The organism is Streptosporangium jomthongense (genome assembly GCF_042650425.1).
In the GTDB taxonomy this organism is placed as follows: domain Bacteria; phylum Actinomycetota; class Actinomycetes; order Streptosporangiales; family Streptosporangiaceae; genus Streptosporangium.
Genome location: NZ_JBHSBC010000032.1, coordinates 345,929 through 363,632 on the forward strand (window position 1 = coordinate 345,929; position 17,704 = coordinate 363,632).

At 71.2% G+C, this 17,704-nt stretch carries 16 protein-coding genes; 11 read left to right on the forward strand and 5 right to left on the reverse strand.

Features of this window, described 5'->3' with window-relative positions; genetic code table 11:
* Positions 1–79: 79 nt before the first annotated feature.
* The 5 genes from ACFOYY_RS27135 to ACFOYY_RS27155 all read left to right on the forward strand — a co-directional run bounded on the left by ACFOYY_RS27135 (position 80) and on the right by ACFOYY_RS27155 (position 6,834).
* Positions 80–1,633 carry a serine/threonine-protein kinase gene (locus ACFOYY_RS27135; RefSeq protein WP_386193220.1) on the forward strand — a complete coding sequence of 518 codons (1,554 nt, stop codon included), beginning with the start codon at positions 80–82 and terminating at the stop codon, positions 1,631–1,633.
* Entirely contained in the window at positions 1,630–3,678 is a 2,049-nt protein-coding gene (locus tag ACFOYY_RS27140; RefSeq protein ID WP_386193223.1) for a hypothetical protein, read from the forward strand. The genes ACFOYY_RS27135 and ACFOYY_RS27140 overlap by 4 nt, the downstream gene beginning before the upstream one ends.
* Complete coding sequence (locus ACFOYY_RS27145; RefSeq protein WP_386193225.1) at positions 3,671–5,194, forward strand: serine/threonine-protein kinase; 1,524 nt, start codon at positions 3,671–3,673, stop codon at positions 5,192–5,194. The genes ACFOYY_RS27140 and ACFOYY_RS27145 overlap by 8 nt, the downstream gene beginning before the upstream one ends.
* Entirely contained in the window at positions 5,187–6,521 is a 1,335-nt protein-coding gene (locus ACFOYY_RS27150) for a protein kinase domain-containing protein (RefSeq protein WP_352009779.1), read from the forward strand. The genes ACFOYY_RS27145 and ACFOYY_RS27150 overlap by 8 nt, the downstream gene beginning before the upstream one ends.
* A 121-nt stretch (positions 6,522–6,642) precedes the next feature.
* Complete coding sequence (locus ACFOYY_RS27155; protein ID WP_352009780.1) at positions 6,643–6,834, forward strand: hypothetical protein; 192 nt, start codon at positions 6,643–6,645, stop codon at positions 6,832–6,834.
* A gap of 66 nt (positions 6,835–6,900) precedes the next feature.
* Here the strand turns inward: ACFOYY_RS27155 and ACFOYY_RS27160 are convergent, their stop codons facing one another.
* Both ACFOYY_RS27160 and ACFOYY_RS27165 read right to left on the reverse strand, forming a co-directional pair.
* Positions 6,901–7,206 (reverse strand): DUF3817 domain-containing protein, encoded by a 306-nt coding sequence (locus ACFOYY_RS27160; protein WP_352009781.1) that lies wholly within the window; start codon positions 7,204–7,206, stop codon positions 6,901–6,903.
* A 59-nt stretch (positions 7,207–7,265) separates the two neighbouring features.
* Positions 7,266–8,027: an SURF1 family protein gene (locus ACFOYY_RS27165; protein WP_352009782.1), complete on the reverse strand. Its 762-nt coding sequence runs from the start codon at positions 8,025–8,027 to the stop codon at positions 7,266–7,268.
* Positions 8,028–8,161: 134 nt separating this feature from the next.
* Between ACFOYY_RS27165 and ACFOYY_RS27170 the strand changes: the two genes are divergently transcribed.
* Positions 8,162–8,329 (forward strand): hypothetical protein, encoded by a 168-nt coding sequence (locus ACFOYY_RS27170; protein WP_352009783.1) that lies wholly within the window; start codon positions 8,162–8,164, stop codon positions 8,327–8,329.
* Between the two features lie 90 nt (positions 8,330–8,419).
* Here the strand turns inward: ACFOYY_RS27170 and ACFOYY_RS27175 are convergent, their stop codons facing one another.
* Positions 8,420–10,165: a gamma-glutamyltransferase family protein gene (locus tag ACFOYY_RS27175; RefSeq protein WP_386193230.1), complete on the reverse strand. Its 1,746-nt coding sequence runs from the start codon at positions 10,163–10,165 to the stop codon at positions 8,420–8,422.
* A 131-nt stretch (positions 10,166–10,296) separates the two neighbouring features.
* Here ACFOYY_RS27175 and ACFOYY_RS27180 point away from each other — a divergent pair, with 131 nt between their 5' ends.
* The 4 genes from ACFOYY_RS27180 to ACFOYY_RS27195 all read left to right on the forward strand — a co-directional run bounded on the left by ACFOYY_RS27180 (position 10,297) and on the right by ACFOYY_RS27195 (position 13,191).
* Positions 10,297–11,430, forward strand: a complete 1,134-nt coding sequence (locus tag ACFOYY_RS27180; protein ID WP_386193232.1) for a sensor histidine kinase — start codon at positions 10,297–10,299, stop codon at positions 11,428–11,430.
* On the forward strand, positions 11,427–12,074 hold the full coding sequence (locus ACFOYY_RS27185; RefSeq protein ID WP_362772291.1) for a response regulator transcription factor: 648 nt from the start codon (positions 11,427–11,429) through the stop codon (positions 12,072–12,074). The genes ACFOYY_RS27180 and ACFOYY_RS27185 overlap by 4 nt, the downstream gene beginning before the upstream one ends.
* Positions 12,075–12,160: 86 nt before the next feature.
* Positions 12,161–12,772 carry a Uma2 family endonuclease gene (locus tag ACFOYY_RS27190; protein ID WP_362910013.1) on the forward strand — a complete coding sequence of 204 codons (612 nt, stop codon included), beginning with the start codon at positions 12,161–12,163 and terminating at the stop codon, positions 12,770–12,772.
* Positions 12,773–12,891: 119 nt separating this feature from the next.
* The gene (locus ACFOYY_RS27195; protein WP_352009788.1) at positions 12,892–13,191 is read left to right on the forward strand and encodes an SHOCT domain-containing protein; all 300 of its coding nucleotides are present in this window, start codon (positions 12,892–12,894) and stop codon (positions 13,189–13,191) included.
* 186 nt (positions 13,192–13,377) lie between these two features.
* On the opposite strand, the gene ald is transcribed toward ACFOYY_RS27195, so the two are convergent.
* Positions 13,378–14,493 carry an alanine dehydrogenase gene (ald, locus tag ACFOYY_RS27200; RefSeq protein ID WP_352009789.1) on the reverse strand — a complete coding sequence of 372 codons (1,116 nt, stop codon included), beginning with the start codon at positions 14,491–14,493 and terminating at the stop codon, positions 13,378–13,380.
* Positions 14,494–14,608: 115 nt separating this feature from the next.
* Positions 14,609–16,003, reverse strand: coding sequence for an aspartate aminotransferase family protein (locus tag ACFOYY_RS27205; protein ID WP_352009790.1), 1,395 nt, complete (start codon positions 16,001–16,003; stop codon positions 14,609–14,611).
* A gap of 287 nt (positions 16,004–16,290) precedes the next feature.
* Between ACFOYY_RS27205 and ACFOYY_RS27210 the strand changes: the two genes are divergently transcribed.
* Positions 16,291–17,637 carry a M20/M25/M40 family metallo-hydrolase gene (locus ACFOYY_RS27210; RefSeq protein ID WP_362910019.1) on the forward strand — a complete coding sequence of 449 codons (1,347 nt, stop codon included), beginning with the start codon at positions 16,291–16,293 and terminating at the stop codon, positions 17,635–17,637.
* Positions 17,638–17,704 lie beyond the last annotated feature (67 nt).

The window sequence follows — 17,704 nt, forward strand, 5'->3', positions numbered from 1 at the left end:
ATTGGTTCATATGGCGCTAAGTGGCTATGTTGCTGTCCGCGATGGGACGGCGAACGGGGTGGGTGGGATCGACACTCAAGTGCTAGCGGGCCGCTATCGGCTGCTCAACCCCCTCGCCGAGGGCGACACGGGGGCGGTCTGGCTCGCCGCTGACGAGATGCTCCGCCGTGACGTGGCGGTCAAGGAGGTACGGCTCCCGCCGGGCCTCGACCCCGTCCGGCGGCAGGAGGCGTGCGCCTCCGTTCTCAGGGAGGCCAACCTGGCCGCCCGCCTCAAGCACCCCTCGATCGTGACCGTCCACGACGTGGTGATCGAGCACGAGCGTCCCTGGCTCGTCATGGAGCTGTTGTCCGGAGCCTCCCTTGAGGAGACCGTCAGCAGACGGCAGCCGCTGCCTGTGCACCAGGTCGCCAGGGTCGGCGTGGGAATCCTCAGCGCGCTGGCCGCCGCGCACGCCGCCGGGGTCGTGCACCGGGACGTCAAGCCGGGCAACGTCTTCCTCACCCGCACCGGGCGGGCCGTACTGACCGACTTCGGCTTCGCGGCGGTCGAGGGAGAGGAGACGGCCGGACGCACCGGCCAGCTGATCGGCTCCCCCAACTACATCGCCCCGGAACGCCTGCGCGGCGAACGCGGCGGCCCCGCCTCCGACCTGTGGTCGCTGGGCGCGACACTCTACTTCGCCGTCGAGGGAACACCCCCGCACCCGGCGGAGAGCCCCGTGGCGGCGATCGGCCGGGTGCTGACCGACCCCGCCAGACCTCCCGAGCGGGCGGGGCATCTCGGCCCGCTGCTCATGCGGATGCTCGCCCCCAGGGCCGAGGAACGGCCCTCCTTCGAGGAGGCCGCCCGCATCCTGCAGGAGATCGCCCTCGGCCGCCCCGGCGCCGAGGTGGCCGTCGTCTCCCCCTCCCCCGAGTCCCTCCCCCCGGCGGAACCCGAGGCGGCGCCCGTCCCCGCGGGCAACCGCGGGCGCACCCTCGTGTGGGCGGCCGTCGAGGTCACGGCGGTCGTCGCGGTCATCGCGGCGACCACGGGGGTGGCCCACTTCGCCTTCGGCCGTACGGTCCAGCAGGGGCCGCCCAGGCTCAGCGAGAAGCCGGGCGCCTTCACCGTCCCGGTGGACCTGTGCGAGCTGATCTCCGCGGCCGACGTCAAGAAGCTCCTGCCCGCCGTGAAGACCCCGGGCAAGCCGACCAACCAGGGAGGCTGTGAGTGGATGAGCCCCGGAATCGGCCTTGACGTCCAGCCCGCTCCCCCCGGCAAACAGTGGGGCAAGAGCCCACGCCAGGCCCACGAACTCTTCGTCAACCAGCGCAACGGCACACTGCCCAGCGGGCAGATCGGGTGGGGCTGGTCCGAGATCGGGGCGGCCATGCACTCGGCCAGGACCACGGGGCCTCTCACGGTCAAACCCGTGGGGGACGAGGCGTTCGGCTACGACCTGTACGACAACAGGAAGACCGGCAGGCTCGAACAGAGCCACGTGGTCCTCCGCGTCGACAACCTGGTCCTCGACGTCACCTACACGGTGGTCAACGGTTCCAAGGACGGTCCCGCGATCCAGGCGGGCGCCCACACCGCAGCGACCTGGGTCGCGCAGGCACTGAACAAGCAGAAAGCGAGAGGATGAACCGTCCAGACGTCCCGGACTCGCAGGGCAGGCGCTCGGGCAGGCACGCGGTGAACGCGCCCGGTTCCGCGGTGCTCGAACAGTCCTCACTGGAGCAGGTGGTCGAGCGGGCCGGACCGTTGACCCCTCAGCAGGCCGCCACCATCGGCCTGGCCGTACTGGACCAGCTCGTGGCCGTGCACAACCGGGGGATGCTCCACGGTGACGTGCGTCCGGGTTCGGTGCTGATCGGCCCCCGCGACCATGTCACCCTCGCGACGCCCACCCTGCGTTCCCCGGCGTTCACCGCCCCCGAGGGGGTGACGGGCCCCGCGGCCGACCTGTGGTCGCTCGGCGCGACCCTCTACACCGCCGTCGAGGGGCGCGCTCCCTCGCCCGGCGGGTCCCTGGACAACGCGGGGATGCTGGGCTCGGTGCTGTTCGCGCTGCTCTCCGGCGACCCCGCCCAGCGGCCCGAGCCCGGGGTGCTGCGCAACACCCTGCTCGACCTGTCCCGCAACGGCGGCCACACCCCGTTGCCGCCGGTCCGCGCGGACGCGGTGCCTCCGCCGTCCCCCTGGGCGGCCTCCACGCCCTTCCCCGCGGATCTCCCGACGGTCCCCCCGGCCTCCTCCTACCCCTCGGACCCGTTCTCCTCCGGCCCCCTCTCCTCCGGGGCGTTCACCTCGGGGCCCTCGGAATCCTTCACCTCGGGCCCTTCGAGGGCGTTCACCTCAGGCCCCTCGGAGGCGTTCACCTCGGGACCGTCGGAGGCGTTCACCTCGGGACCGTCGGAGGCGTTCACCTCGGGACCGTCGGAGGCGTTCACCTCAGGCCCCTTCACCTCGGGCCCGTTCAGCTCGGACCCGTTCTCGTCAGGACCGTCAGGGCCGCCGGGACCGCCGCGCTCTCCAGGGGCGTCGGGAGCCCAGGGAACACTGGAACTAACAGGGCAATCAGGACCGTCCAGTCCCCAAGAAAACTCCCAGAACGGCCCTGAGAACAGCCGTCAGGCCGAGACACGACCCGGGCCCCAGCCTGAGCCGCTGTCTGAGCCCCAGCCCGAGTCGCTGTCTGAGCCGCTGCCCGAACCACCGACCGGAGCTGTACGCGAAGCAGTGCCCGGAGCACCGTCGAAACCGCTGGCCGAACTGCTGGCCGGGCCGCCGCCGGAGTCACCGCCGCAGTTCGAAGGGGCCATCCCCACCTCGCCCTTCCCGAACCAGCCCCAGAACCCGCATCCCCAGCCGCAGACCCCGGCACCGCGGCCCCCTGCGCCCCAGGCTCAGCAGGTCCAGGCCCAGCAGATCCAGGTTCAGCAGCCCCAGCAGGCCCCCGCCCCGCGCGAGCCGGTTCCGGTGTCTCCGATCCAGGAGAGCGCGACGCGACCGCCCACGTCGGCGCGGCGTTCCTCCGGGGTGCTCGTGCCCCGCCCGATCGTCGGACTGACCGGCGGGTTGCTCCTGGCCATGGCGGTCACCATCGGTGTCCTGCTCTCCCAGCGGATCGGCGCCCCCGTCGAGGCCGAGGCCCGCGCCCCCGGTCCCGGCGGCGCTCTTTTCGCCTCCGCGCCCAGGGCGTGCAGCCTGCTGGACGACAAGCAGGCCGCCGAGGTCGTGCCCGGCTTCCGTAGCTCCGAGGTCGAGCCCTCCTCCTGCGACTGGCTCGCCTCGCTCGACCTGCACAAGCCGGGCGTCGAGAAGTTCGACCTCAGCGTACGGCTGGTCGCCCAGAAGCAGGACGCCTCCGGGGTGGCGCGCGCCAAGCAGTACCTGTCCGGAAAGCGGCAGGACATCCTGGAGAAGATCAAGGTGCTCACCCCCAAGCCCACGACGCCGAAGGCCCTCCAGGGAGTCGGTGAGGAGGCCTTCAGCACCGGGGTCTTCAACCAGTACAACCTGTACGGCGGGGCGTACCGGGTCACCGTGGTCCTCCGGATCAGCAATCTGGTAGCGGAGATCGACTACAGCCGGTACGGCGTCAAGAACGACTCGGACGGCCAGATCGCGGCGGGCGCGGAGAAGGTCGCCCGCTGGCTCAGCACCTCTCTGAAGACCAATGGCTGACCAGGCGCCGCCCGTGCTCGCGGGCCGTTACCGTGCGCTCGACCGGCTGGGCGCGGGCGGGATGGGGGTGGTCTGGCGGGCCAGGGACGAGTTGCTGCACCGCGAGGTCGCGATCAAGGAGGTGCTGCTCAATCGGAACCTGACCGAGGCCGAGCGGGTGGAGGCGTACGAACGCACCCTCCGCGAGGCCAGGGCGGCGGCCCGGCTGAGCCACCCGTCCATCGTGGCGGTGCACGACGTCATCGCCCAGCAGGGGCGCCCCTGGATCGTGATGGACCTCGTCCGGGGCCGTTCCCTCGACCGGGTGATCCGCGCCGAGGGACCGCTGCCGCCCCGGCGGGTGGCCGCGATCGGGGTGGCGGTGCTCGACGCGCTGACCATGGCGCACGGCAGGGGCATCATGCACCGCGACGTGAAACCGGCCAACATCATGCTCGCCGACGACGGCGGGGTGCTGCTGACCGACTTCGGCATCGCGACGGTCGAGGGGGACGCCCAGCTGACCTCGGCGGACTCGCTGGTCGGCTCCCCCGGGTACATCGCCCCCGAACGGCTGCGCGGCGACGACAGCCCCGCCGCCGACCTGTGGTCCCTGGGCGCCGCGCTCTACGCCGCCGTCGAGGGGCGGGGGCCGTTCCAGCGGGGTGTCCCGGTGGCGACCCTGGGCGCGGTGCTGACCGAGCCGACCCCGTTCCCCGCCCGCGCGGGGGACCTGGCTCCGGTGCTGCTGGCCGTACTGGAGAAGGATCCCCGGCTGCGGCCCGGTGCGGCGATGCTCCGTACGGCGTTGCAGCGGGTGGCGCAGGGGATGCCCGCGGGCCCGCTGACCCCCGCCGAGCCGGTCACCGAACCCGGTGGAGCCTCGCGGCGGGCGGGGCGGATCAGGGCCGGGTGGCTCGTCGGAGGCGGGACCGCGGTCGTGGCGGCCGGGGTGACGACCGCCGTGCTGCTGGCCACCGGGGGCACGGCGACGCCCTCCCCCTCGCCGTCCCCGTCCGGGACGACGGCGGAGGCGGGCGCGGGGCGGTTCTCGGCTGATCCCGACCCGTGCTCCATGCTCGAACCCGCCCAGGTCCGCACCCTCGGCCCCACCTCGGCCCCGTTCTTCGTCAAGGCCAAGGGGGACGAGGAAGCGTACTGCAGCTGGTCCGACCCCTCGGACGGCCCCGCGCTCAGGGTACGGTTCGCCCGTAAGACCCCGGTCTCCGGGAAAACGGCGCCGGAGGTCGCCCACGCGTTCTTCGTCGCCGAACGCGTCAAGTCCAAGGCCGACGAGGGGACCTCCCCCGCCGGCTGGGTCGGCCCGCTGCGCGATGTGAACCGGGTCGGCGCCGAGGCGTTCGCCTACGACATGGGCGTCCTCGACCAGGCGCACGCCGTGATCCGCTTCCGGATCAGCAACCTGCTGGTCGAGGTCAGCCTGTCGGAGAAGGCCAAGCGGGTGAGCCCCGAACTGCGCGCGCGGAGTCTTCGCGCCGCCAGATTCGCCGCCGAGGAGCTGAACAGCCGTGACTGACGTGTCCCCCGATCCCGGTCTGCTGGCCGGGCGTTACCGGCTGCTCGAACGCCGTGACCACACCGGCACTTCGTGGCGGGCCCGCGACGAGCTGCTCGGCAGGGAGGTCACGATCGCCGAGGTACGGCTGCCGCCTCCCGGCCCCGTCCGTGACCGGCTCCTCGCCCAGATCCGCGCGGCGGCCGACCTCAGGCACCCCGGGGTCACCACCCTGCACGACGTGATCTCGGCCCCCGACCGGATGTGGCTGGTCGCCGAGGCGGTGACGGGCCGTTCGCTGGTCCAGATCGTCAGGCACGAGGGTCCGCTTCCCCCCGAGCGGGCGGCCGAGGTGGGCCTGCGCGTGCTGGACGCGCTGAACGCCGCCCACGAGCGGGGCGTCAACCTGGCCGCGACCCCCGACACGGTGGTGCTCGCCGCGGACGGCCGGGTCGTGCTGACCGGCATCCTGAACCCTTCCGGCGCCGACGAGATGCGGGATCTGGGCACCACCCTGTTCACCGCCATGGAGGGCAGGGCGCCGAGCACCGGGTCGGTGACCGTCCCCAGGATGGCGGACGGCTCGCCGCTCGCCGCCCCCTCCGACCTCACCGGCGGGGTGACCACGGGCTCGGGCGTGCTGGCGCCGATCGTCGAGGGCCTGCTCGCGGCCGACCCTTCCCAGCGTCCCGACGCGACCTCGGTCCGTCTCGCGCTCGAACAGGTCTCCCCCAAGCCCGCGAGGTCGCCTCTCCGGTCCCCGCTCGTCATCGCGGCCGTCGCGGCCGTGGTGCTCGCGGTCGCCGGAGGGGTCGTCTGGGGTCTGACCCGCTCCTCCGCGCCCGTGGTCGAGGTGGCGCCGTACGTGGACCCCGGGCCCTTCGCCGGGAAACCCGCCGCGAAGGGGCTCTTCACCGCCGAGCAGCTCGGGCAGCTCGGTGTGAGGACCGATCCGACCGGCCCCGACGATCACCTCATCTGGGGTACGGCGAACGACAACGATCCGGGGAACCTCAAGCGTCAGCTCGCCGTCGAGGAGAAGCTGTATCCGTCGGCGGCCGAGGCCTCCGAGGCACTCGCTCGCCGCGTGGCCACGGCCGCCAAGAAGCGGACGAACGACTACGGAAGCGCGCAGACTCCTCTGAGGCCCGTCGGTGGGCTGGGCAACGAGGCCGTCGTGGGCGAGGTCTCCGGGGGTGGTTACTCGGTGACCGTGATCGTCCGGGTCAACAACCTGCTGCTCTTCGTCCAGTACCAGAACTCCGCCGGTCCGGCCGATGAGGAGATCATGCGCAACGCCCTCACCGCGGCCAGGTGGGGGGTCGAGTCACTCACCCGGGACCACTGATCCCGGCCGGGTTAACACGATATATCTCGGATGGAACCCGGGAGGGCGCCCACGCGTTGGACAGGAGACGCACAATGAACGACAGGCGGGGCGAGCGCTCCGCGTTCGGAGGATGTTGACGATGTCGCCGGTCCAGAAGTACCTGCTCGGCGCAGGCGCGGTGGTGTTCCTGTCGTGGCTGTTCCTGCCCGGTCTGCTGTTCACGCTCGTGGTCCTGGGCGTCATCGCCGCCCCGATCGTGGGCTACCTGATGCTCGACCCGTCGCAGCGCGCCAGGCTCAAGCGCGCCCGCAAGCGCGGCCTCGGACGATAGCCGGCGGACGGGCCGCGGCACCCCCGCGGCCCCGCCCGTCCATCAGGGCCGGCCATGAGAGGCCGGTCAGGCCGCCGCGAGCTCGGCCTCGACCCGCCGGGTGACCTTGCGCTCGAAGACGAACGACAGCAGCGGGACGGTGCCCGCGAGCATCACGCCCACGATGTACGGCCACGACCAGCGGGCCTTCATGCCCAGGTTCATCGCGGCCACGAGATAGAGCATGTAGAGGAACCCGTGGATCGGGGAGACGACCCTCGACGGCCCGGCGATGTCGAAGCCGTACCTGAGCACGATGCACGTGACCAGGACGAGCAGCATCACGCCGACGACGTACGCCAGGATGCGAAAGGGCTTGAGGGCGGATTCCACGTCATCTACCTCGGTCTGGGAGTTCGGGACACTAAACGATATGTCGGCTTCCGCGGGCCCTAGGCCGCGGCGGGCTCGGGTTCCTGCTCCCGCTCCGCCGTACGGCTTCGCACCATGTCACGCAGGAAGTGCCACCACATGAAGACCGCGAAGAGACCGAAGATCCACCACTGGGCGGCGTAGGCGAGGTTGCGCCAGGAGAAGCCACCGGGCTCGGTCGGCGGGGCGACGGCGACCGGCTTGACCGCCACGGCCGGGGCCGGGCTGTGGGCGGTCGCGATCACGAACCCGTCCCGCAGTCTCACCCCGCGCCACAGGTTGACCAGCTCCGCCGACGAGACGGTGAGCACCTGCCCCTCGGGCAGCCTCTCACCCCCGCGCCGCACGCTGTCGGTCGCCTCCGAGGGCTTCAGGCGCCCCGTCACGGTCACCGTCCCCGACGGTACGGCTCCCGCCCCGGCGGCGGGGTCCGTGGCCCCGGGCACCCAGCCGCGCACGACCGGGACGGAGGTGCCGTCGCCGAGGTCGAGGGGGGTGAGCAGCCACGCCCCGCCGTCCCGTCCGGCGACCAGCAGCTGCCTGGAGGCGTCGTAGGTCCCCGAGGCGGTGACCCTGCGGCTGACCGCCTCGCTTGTCATGTGCCTGCCGGGCTGGGTGAGGGTCGCGACGGCGACCGGTGCGGGGTCCTGCGCCGCCTGTGGCCTGCCCGAGTCCTCGAACACCCCCAGCTGCCAGCGGCCGAGCAGCCCGCACACGACGAGCGCTCCGATCGCGAGCAGGTGGAGCACCAGCGCGCGAGGAGAGAACAGGGTCCGGAGCATGACACCACGCTATCCGCCCGACCCGGTGGTCCTGTCTTCAGCATCGCCCACCGAATACCCAAGCACCATGGATGCCTACGAAAGTGACATGAACCGGTAGTGACGCGGTCATGGATGTCGCTAGAGTCAGCCCCATGTCTGAACCTCAGATGGACCCTGCGGGCAACACCCAGCAGTTCAAGGCGTTCGCCCAGCGTAACGAGCCCGAGGCCGCGCCCGCCGGGCGGTCGCTGCTCACCCCGATCCTGATCGTGGTCGGAGTCCTGATCGTGGCGGTCCTGGCCTTCCTCCTGTTCCGCTAGGGCCGCTCCCCCCGGGGCCACCCTGACAGAACGCAGCGCCGACGGCATTCGCCATCGGCGCGTTTCGCGTTCTCCGGGGCCGGGAGGCCGTCAGCGGCGCCCGCTCACCACCAGCGCGCTGCCGCCCCCTCGCCTGACCGGCTCGGCGACGACCTGGACCCTGCCGCCGCCGAGGAACTCAAGACCGGTCGCCGCGCCGATCTCCGGGTTCAGCACGAGGCTGTGACCCCTGGCCGTCAGTTCGGGGCCGTAGCGGTCGATGAAGCCCTGCTCCGCCTGGGTCTGCGCGGTGTTGCGCTGGGTGGCGCGCGGCGCGGCCAGCGCCTGGGGCAGCGTCATGCCGAAGTCCCAGCGGTTGACCAGGATCTGCAGCACGGTGGTGATGATCGTCGAACCGCCGGGCGAACCGACCGCCAGCAGCGGCTCACCGTTCCTCAGCACGATCGTCGGGGCCATCGAGGAGCGGGGCCGCTTGCCGGGACCCGGCAGGTTGGGGTCGCCGGGGGCCGGGCCGAAGGTGAAGTCGGTCAGCTCGTTGTTGAGCAGGAACCCCCGTCCCGGGACGACGATGCCGTTGCCGCCGGTGGACTCGATGGTGATGTTGTAGGCCACGACGTTCCCCCACCGGTCGGCCACCACCAGGTGGGTGGTCTCCGGCCCCTCCGCGGGAATCGGCTTCGCGCTCTCCTGCGGTACGGCCCGGCACGCCCCGTAGGAGCCGTCCGGGTCACCGGGCGCGGCCGGGGCGGGGATCGCCCGCTCCCCGATCAGGCAGGCGCGCTCCTTGGCGAACCCCTCCGACAGCAGTTGCCCAAGCGGCACCCCGGGGATGTCGCCGACGTACTTCCCCCGGTCGGCGAAGGCCAGCTTGGAGGCCTCCAGATACTCGTGCGCCCCGACCCCGGGCAGGGCCTGCAGGATGTTGAGCGCCTCACCGACCGTCGAGCCTCCCGAGGAGGAGGGCGCCATGCCGTAGACGTCCATGCCCTTGTAGGTGACCTTGGTCGGCCGACGTTCCACCGCCCGGTAGGCGGCCAGGTCGGACAGTTCCATCAGGCCGGGCCGTACGGTCCTGGTCGAGCCGGGGGTGACCGGCGGCCGTTTGACCGTGGCCACGATCTCGGCGCCGAGACGCCCGCCGTACAGCCAGGAGCCGCCGCGCCTGCCGAGCTGCCGGTAGGTCTCGGCCAGCTCCGGGTTGCGGAAGGTCGAGCCGACCGCGGGTGGCGCGCCCCCGGGGAGGTACAGCCTGGCGGTCGAGGTGAAGTCCTTGAACCGGGCGGCGTTCGACGCCGTCTGGTCGTGGAAGGTCTGGTCGACCGTGAACCCCCGTGAGGCGACCTCGATCGCGGGCCTGAGCGCCTGACCGAGCGAGAGCGTGCCGAACCGCCTCAGGGCCAGCTCCCACTGCGCGACGCTGCCCGGGACCCCGGCGGACAGGCCGCTGGTCACCGCGTCGTCGAACGGGACGCCCTCCAGCGAGGAGGACCGCATCGCCCTCGGCGCCGTCTCCCTGCCGTCGATGGTGTGCACCCTGCCGTGGCGGGCGTCGTAGTAGACGATGTAGCCGCCCCCGGCGAGCCCGGCCGAGTACGGCTCGGTGACGCCGAGCGTGGCCGCGCCCGCGACCGCGGCGTCGATCGCGTTTCCGCCCCTGCGCAGCACGCCGAGCGCGGCTCTGCTGGCGTCCAGGTCCACGGTCGCGACCGCGCCGCCGTACCCCTCGGCGACGGGTTGTTTCTCCTGCTGCGGGGCCGCGGTGGCGGGCCGTACGAGCAGGACGGAGCTTCCCGCCAGAATCGCGGCGGCGAGCACGGTTGAGCCTCGACTGATCATGTTGGCCTCCCGCAGCCCAGCTTGACTCAGTTGACCGCCCATGTCAGCCCCCCTCCTACGCCCGGCGGTGTAGTGCCGTCTGCCGCCGGGGGCGGACGCGCAGGTCAGGGCCGGGACGTAAAGTGCTCACCGTGCGCGTCACCCGCCTTCCCCTTCCGCTGCTGCCGTTCCTGGTGGCCGTCGTCCAGGTCGCGGGCAGCACCGGGGCCCAGTGGAACCAGCTGCACAGCGCCGGGCTGATGCGGGTCCCGCTGGACGCCGTGGGATACGCGCTGCTGCTGACCGGCCCCCTCGCCCTGACCGTACGGCACCGCAACCCCGTCGTCAGCCTGGCCGTGACCCAGGTCGCGACCTGGGCGTACGTCGTCCTCGGATACTCCTACGGCCCCGTCTTCGCCAGCCCGGCCATCGCGCTCTACTGCGCCGTCTCCGCCGGGCACCGCAGGGCCGCCTGGCTGACCGGCGGGCTGATGTACGCCTTCCTCCTGTCCTACGCGACCTGGGCCGCCAACCTGCCGATCCCCTCCTGGTACCACAACCTGGCCGTGGCGGCCTTCATCGGCGTGGTGCTGGCGGCCGGCGAGTACACCAGGGCCAGGCGCGAGCGGATCACCGAACGGAGGCGGGTCGAGGCCGAGGAGTCCCGGCGGCAGGCCAGCGAGGAGCGCCTGACCATGGCCCAGGAGCTGCACGACGTGCTGGCGCACAACATCTCCCTCATCCACGTGCAGGCCTCGACCGCCCTGCATCTCATCGACGACCACCCCGAGCAGGCCCGCACCGCGCTCACCACGATCAAACAGGCCTCCAAGGACGTGCTGACCGAGATGCGCTCGGTGATCAACGTGCTCCGCGAGGGCGCCCCCCGCTCCCCCACGGCCGGGCTCGACCGCCTCGACGAGCTCACCGGACGTGCCGAGCACGGCGGCCTGACGATCGAACGGCAGGTCGAGGGCCGGGTCAGGGCGCTGCCCCCGGGGACCGACCGGGCCGGGTACCGCATCGTCCAGGAGGCCCTGACCAACGCCGCCCGGCACGCTCCGGGCTCGACCGTCACCGTGCTCCTGCGGTACGGCCCGCGCGAGCTGCTGATCCGGGTCACCGACACCGGCGGCGTCGGCGCGGCCGAGCCCCTGGGCGGCGGCAACGGCATCCCCGGCATGCGCGAACGCGCCACGGCCCTCGGCGGCACCCTGACCTCGGGCCCGCACGGACGGGGTTTCCGCGTCGAGGCCCGGCTGCCGATCCCGGAGGAACCCGCATGATCAAGATCGTTCTCGCCGACGACCAGGCGCTGGTCAGGGCCGGGTTCCGCGCCCTGCTCGACGCCCAGCCCGGGATGACCGTCGTGGCCGAGGCCTCCGACGGCGCCCAGGCGCTGCGCCTTGCCGCCGAGCACCGGCCCGACGTGGTGCTGATGGACATCAGGATGCCCGGCATGGACGGCCTGACCGCGACCAGGGAGATGCCCCCGGGGCCGCGGATCATCATCCTGACCACCTTCGAACTCGACGAGTACGTCTTCGAGGCGCTGCGCAACGGCGCCAGCGGGTTCCTCGTCAAGGACACCGAGCCGGCCGAGCTCATCCAGGCCGTCCGCGTCGTCGCCGCCGGGGACGCGCTGCTGTCCCCCGGGGTGACCCGCCGTCTGATCGCCGAGTACGCCAGCCGGGCCAAGGCGCCGCATCCCTCCCAGGACCTCTCCCTGCTCACCGAGCGTGAACGGGAGGTCCTCACCCTGGTCGGCACCGGCATGACCAACGACGAGATCGCCCAGCGGCTCTTCATGAGCCCCGCGACCGCCAAGACGCACGTGAGCCGGACCATGATGAAACTGCACGCCCGCGACCGCGCCCAGCTCGTCGTCATCGCCTACGAGTCCGGCCTGGTCCGCCCCGGCTGGCTGTGATCGTTTTCAGGGAAAACCCATGCCCGCACGGCATGTCGGCGATACCCTGCGTGTTCCCAAGGACACGAAGGGAAACAATCGTGCTCATGATGTCACGACGGCGCCCCGCCACTCTGAGGCCCACTCCCGAAACCGCGTCCCACCCCCTGCCCGGGACGCCACGCGAACTGTTCGAGGCCCTCCCCCAGCTTCCCGGGCTTCGCACCGAGATCATCGACGGGAGACTCATAGTGAGCCCGGTGGGCACCCCCGAACACGCCAGGATCGCGATGCGCCTGTACGGCGCGCTTCTTCCTCTCATCGAGGAGAAGGGTTGGGACGGCTTCAGCGGAAACGTCGACGTCTGTATCGACGGGCCTCGCGACCCTGTGGAGCCCGACTTCGTGCTCGCCCCGCCCGACTGCCCCCGCTGGGGAGAGCGGGAGCTGCTGTCGTCCGGTCTCATCATGGTGGCCGAGATCGTCTCGCCCGGCAGTATCGCCGACGACCGTGACAGGAAGCCCGGCGTCTACGCCCTCGGCGAGATTCCGGTGATGGTCATCATCGACCCCGTGGCCACCCCGGCGACCGTGACGGTCCTCAGCGACCCCAAGGAGGGGGCCTACCTGACCTCGACCCGGGTCGCGATGGGCTCGCCCGTGCACCTGCCGGAACCGGTCGGCTTCACGCTGGACACCTCGGTCTTCGTGCGCTCCTGAGCGGGTCGTATCCACCCCGGCCCCGGATACGCCCGGCGCCGTACGCCGTGATGGGACCTGGGGGCGATTGCCCGTCACGTCCCGCACGGGAGGGTGGGAGACGTCGAAGGAGGTAGAAGATGAACGTTCTCGCCGTGGGTCACGAGGTCGTCGCGGCGGCTCCGCCGTGGGGGTGGCACGTGCCCTGGTGGCCGGTCTTCCCGGTGTTCTGGGTGCTGGTGTGGGCCGGGGTCGCGACGCTGGTGGTGCGGGCCCGGCGCCGGGGTCTGGGGCCGTGGCGGCGTCCTGAGGTCCAGACGCCCCAGGAGGGCACGACGGCGGCGGCCGAGCGGATTCTCGCCGAGCGGTACGCCAGGGGCGAGCTCGGTGCCGAGGAGTATTTCGAGCGGATGTCGGTGCTCAGAAGCGGCGCTCTCTGAGAAGCGCTGGCACCTGGGGACAACCCGGCCGTGACATTCCGCCGTTCGAACTCGGCACTATATGCGGAGAATTGGCGGCCGAAAACGGCTTTCCCGCGCGGAACCGAAGCGCGGGGCCGTACGCGGAGAGAGGGGGGCCGTGTCCCGCGCGCCGGGAGCGCGGGGCACGGTCACGGTGTGGAACGGTCAGTCGGCGATGACCTGCGAGACCGGGGTGTACGGCAGGCCGAGGGACTGGGCGACCTGGTCGTTGGTGAGCAGGCCCGCGTGGGTGTTGAGGCCCGGCGCCAGGCCCGCGTCCTGCTGCAGGGCCGACTTCCACCCGAGGCCCGCGAGCTTGACCGCGTAGGGCAGCGTCGCGTTGGTCAGGGCGTAGGTGGAGGTGTTGGCCACCGAACCGGGCATGTTGGCCACGCAGTAGAAGACCGAGTTGTGGACCTGGTAGGTCGGGTCGGCGTGGGTGGTCGGCCTGGAGTCCTCGAAGCAACCGCCCTGGTCGATGGCGATGTCCACCAGGACCGAACCCGGCTTCATCCTGGAGACCAGCTCGTTGGAGACGAGGGTCGGCGCCTTGGCCCCGGGGATCAGCACGGCGCCGATGACCAGGTCGGCCTCAAGGACCTCCTTCTCGATGGCGTAGGAGGTCGAGACGAGGGTCTTCAGCCGCCCCTGGTAGACGGCGTCGATGAAGCGCAGCCGGTCGACGTTGAGGTCGAGGACGGTGACGTCCGCCCCCATGCCGACCGCGATCTGCGCGGCGTTGAGACCGGAGACGCCGCCGCCGATGACGACGACCTTGGCCGGGGCCACACCGGGCACGCCGCCGGGCAGCACGCCCCTGCCGCCGTTGAAGCGCATCAGGTTGTAGGCGCCGACCTGCGGGGCCAGGCGGCCCGCGACCTCCGACATCGGGGCGAGCAGCGGCAGGGTGCCGCCGACCTGCACGGTCTCGTAGGCGATACCGGTGACCTGCTGCCTTAACAGGGCCTCGGTGCACTCGGGGCCCGCGGCCAGGTGCAGGTAGGTGAAGAGCACCTGCCCCTGACGCATGCGGTGGTACTCCTCGGCGATCGGCTCCTTGACCTTGAGGATCATGTCCGCCTCACCCCACACCTCGTCAGCGGTGTCGAGGATCTTGGCTCCGGCGAACAGGTACTCCTCGTCGGTCAGGTGCGAGCCGAGACCCGCGCCGCGCTGGACGTAGACGTCGTGGCCGTGTCGTACCAGCTCGTGGACGCCCGCCGGAGTAGCGGCGACGCGGTACTCGTGGTTCTTGACCTCGGCAGGCACGCCGATCTTCATAATCGGTCCTTTCAGCTTCCAAAGGATGTCACCGCATGGCCCGCTGAACGTGGTGACGTTTCAGCGAATGCCGTGACGATTGGGTGAGATCCATTGTGCTGCTGCCAGGGTGAAGTCAGAGCCGATTCCACGCTTCTGTCAGAACCGACCGCAGAATCGACTCGATCTCGTCGAACTCCTTGGGGCCGCAGATGAGCGGCGGGGCGAGCTGGATGACCGGGTCGCCCCGGTCATCGGCCCGGCAGTACAGCCCGGCCTCGTACAGGGCCGAGGACAGATAGCCCCGGATGAGGCGTTCCGACTCCTCCAGGTCGAAGGTCTGCTTGGTCGTCCTGTCCTTGACCAGTTCGATGCCCCAGAAGTAGCCGGACCCGCGCACGTCGCCGACGATCGGCAGGTCCCGCAGACGTTCCAGGGTGGCGCGGAAGACCGGCTCGTTGCGGGTCACGTGGCCGAGCAGGTCCTCGCGCTCGAACAGGTCGAGGTTGGCCAGGGCCACGGCGGCGGAGACCGGGTGGCCGCCGAAGGTGTAACCGTGGGCGAACATCTCGGTGCCGTCCTTGAACGGCTCGAAGAGGCGCTCCGAGGCGATCATGGCGCCGATCGGTGAGTAGCCGCTGGTCATGCCCTTGGCGCAGGTGATGATGTCGGGGACGTAGTCGAACTTCTGCCCGCCGAACATGGTGCCGAGGCGGCCGAAGGCGCAGATGACCTCGTCGGAGACGAGCAGGACGTCGTACTCGTCGCAGATCTCGCGCAGGCGCTGGAAGTATCCGGGCGGGGGCGGGAAACAGCCGCCCGCGTTCTGCACCGGCTCGACGAAGACGGCGGCCACGGTGTCGGGGCCCTCCATCTCGATGGCCCTGGCGACGCGTTCCGCGGCCCAGTGGCCGTACTGCTCGGGGGTCATGCCGGGCACGCCGGTGATCTCGTCGGCGCGGTAGTGGTTGGTGTTCGGCACCCGGATCGAGCCGGGGACCAGGGGCTCGAACATCTGCTTGAAGGCCGGGATGCCGGTGATCGACAGGGCGCCCTGGGGGGTGCCGTGGTAGGCGATCTGGCGGCTGATGACCTTGTGCTTGAGCGGCCTTCCGGTGATCTTGAAGTACTGCTTGGCGAGCTTCCAGGCGGTCTCGACGGCCTCGCCGCCGCCGGTGGTGAAGAAGACCCGGTTGAGGTCGCCCGGGGTCTGCTCGGCCAGCCGCTGCGCCAGTTCCGCGGCCTTGGGGTGGGCGTAGGACCACAGCGGGAAGAAGGCCATCTCCTGCGCCTGCTTGGCCGCGGCCTCGGCCAGTTCGCTGCGGCCGTGACCCGCCTGGACCACGAACAGCCCGGCCAGGCCGTCGAGGTAGCGCTTGCCGTGGATGTCGTAGACGTAGCTGCCCTCGCCTCGCACGATCATCGGCATCTCCGCGTCCCGATAGGAGCCGTGCCGGGTGAAGTGCAGCCACAGGTTGTCCTGCGCGGCCTTCATGATCGAGGCGACGTCGGTGTTTTCGGGGTGGTTCATGGCGATCTTCCCTCGATGAGCTGGGCTCCCCACAGTCTGCACGCCGAACATCACCTTGCCAAGTGAAAACGTGGCAACGGACTGCAATGACATCGGAATCCGCAATGACATCCCACGACATCAACGAAATCCGCGAGCGCAGCCCATACCGCTCCGGTCTCCGGGTTCCGTCCCACGGAATGAGACGCGAAACCATTGGACGATGGAAACGGACACCAATGACGAAGGGTCGTCCACTCGTTGTGATCCAATAGGACGGACCAGATGTTGAGATGCGAGGGAACGTTGTGACTCCTGACGAGATCGAGGGCGCCGTCGCCGCGGGACTGCCCCAGGCGGTCGAGGACCTCAAGCGCCTCGTCGCCATCCCCTCCGTGGCCTTCCCCGGCCACCCGGAGGAGCCGGTGTTCGCCGCCGCCGCGGTGACCGAGGAACTGCTGCGCAGTACGGGATTGCCGCACGTCCAGCAGGTACCGGTCCCAGGGAGCTTCCCCGCCGTCTACGCCGAGGCTCCCGCTCCGCCCGGCGCGCCGACCGTCCTGCTGTACGCGCACTACGACGTGCAGCCCGCGGGCGACCCCGCGCTGTGGCGCACCCCGGCCTTCGAGCCGACCGAGATCAACGGCGCCATCCACGGACGCGGCGCCGCCGACGACAAGTCCGGCGTCATCACGCACGTCGCCGCGCTGCGCGCCTTCAGGGGCCGTTTCCCGGTGGGCGTCAAGGTGATCGTCGAGGGCCAGGAGGAGTACGCCGGGGAGCGCCTTGAGTCCTTCATCGAGCACAACCCCGAACTGGTCCGCGCGGACGCGATCGTGGTCGCCGACACCGGCAACCCCCGCGTCGGCGACCCGGCGGTGACCACCTCGCTGCGCGGCATGGCCGCCTTCACCGTCGAGGTGCGCACGCTGCGCGAGTCGCTGCACAGCGGCTCGTTCGGCGGTGCCGCCCCCGACGCGCTGGCCGCGCTGATCCGGATGCTCGCCTCCCTGCACGACGACCACGGTGACATCCGCGTCCCCGGCCTGCCCCGTGGCACCTTCCTGGGCGCCGGCCCCTCCGAGGAGGACTTCAGGGCGACGGCGGGCGTGCTCGACGACGTCTCCCTGGTCGGCTCGGGCTCGCTGGCCGACCGGCTGTGGGCCTCCTACGCCATCACGGTCACCGGCCTGGACGTGCCGACCGTCTCCGGCGCCATCAGCGCCGTCCAGCCCGTCGCCAGGGCGCGGGTGACCGTACGGGTGCCCCCGGCGGGCGACCCGAAGGCCACGACCGAGGCCGTGCTCGACTTCCTGCGGCAGGTCGCCCCCTGGGGGGTCAGGGTGAGTTTCAGCGACCACGTGCTCGGCTCCGGCTTCCTCGCCGACACCGGCGGCGTCGCCCGCTCCGCGCTGAACCGGGCCATGGAGCGCGCCTACGGCAGGCCGCCGCGCGACGTCGGGGCGGGCGGTTCGATCCCGCTGGTCTCCACGCTCGTCAGGCAGTTCCCCGCCGCCTCGATCCTGCTCTTCGGCGCCGAGGACGACGACGCCTCGATCCACGCGCCCAACGAGCGTGTCGTCATCGAGGAGCTGCGCCGTACGATCGCCACGGAGGCGCTCTTCCTCCAGGAGTACGGCTCCGCACCCTTCTGACCTGCGGTGACGCGAAAGGCCCCGCCCGGGAACGGGCGGGGTTTTTCGTTGTGTTAGTTTTTGTACT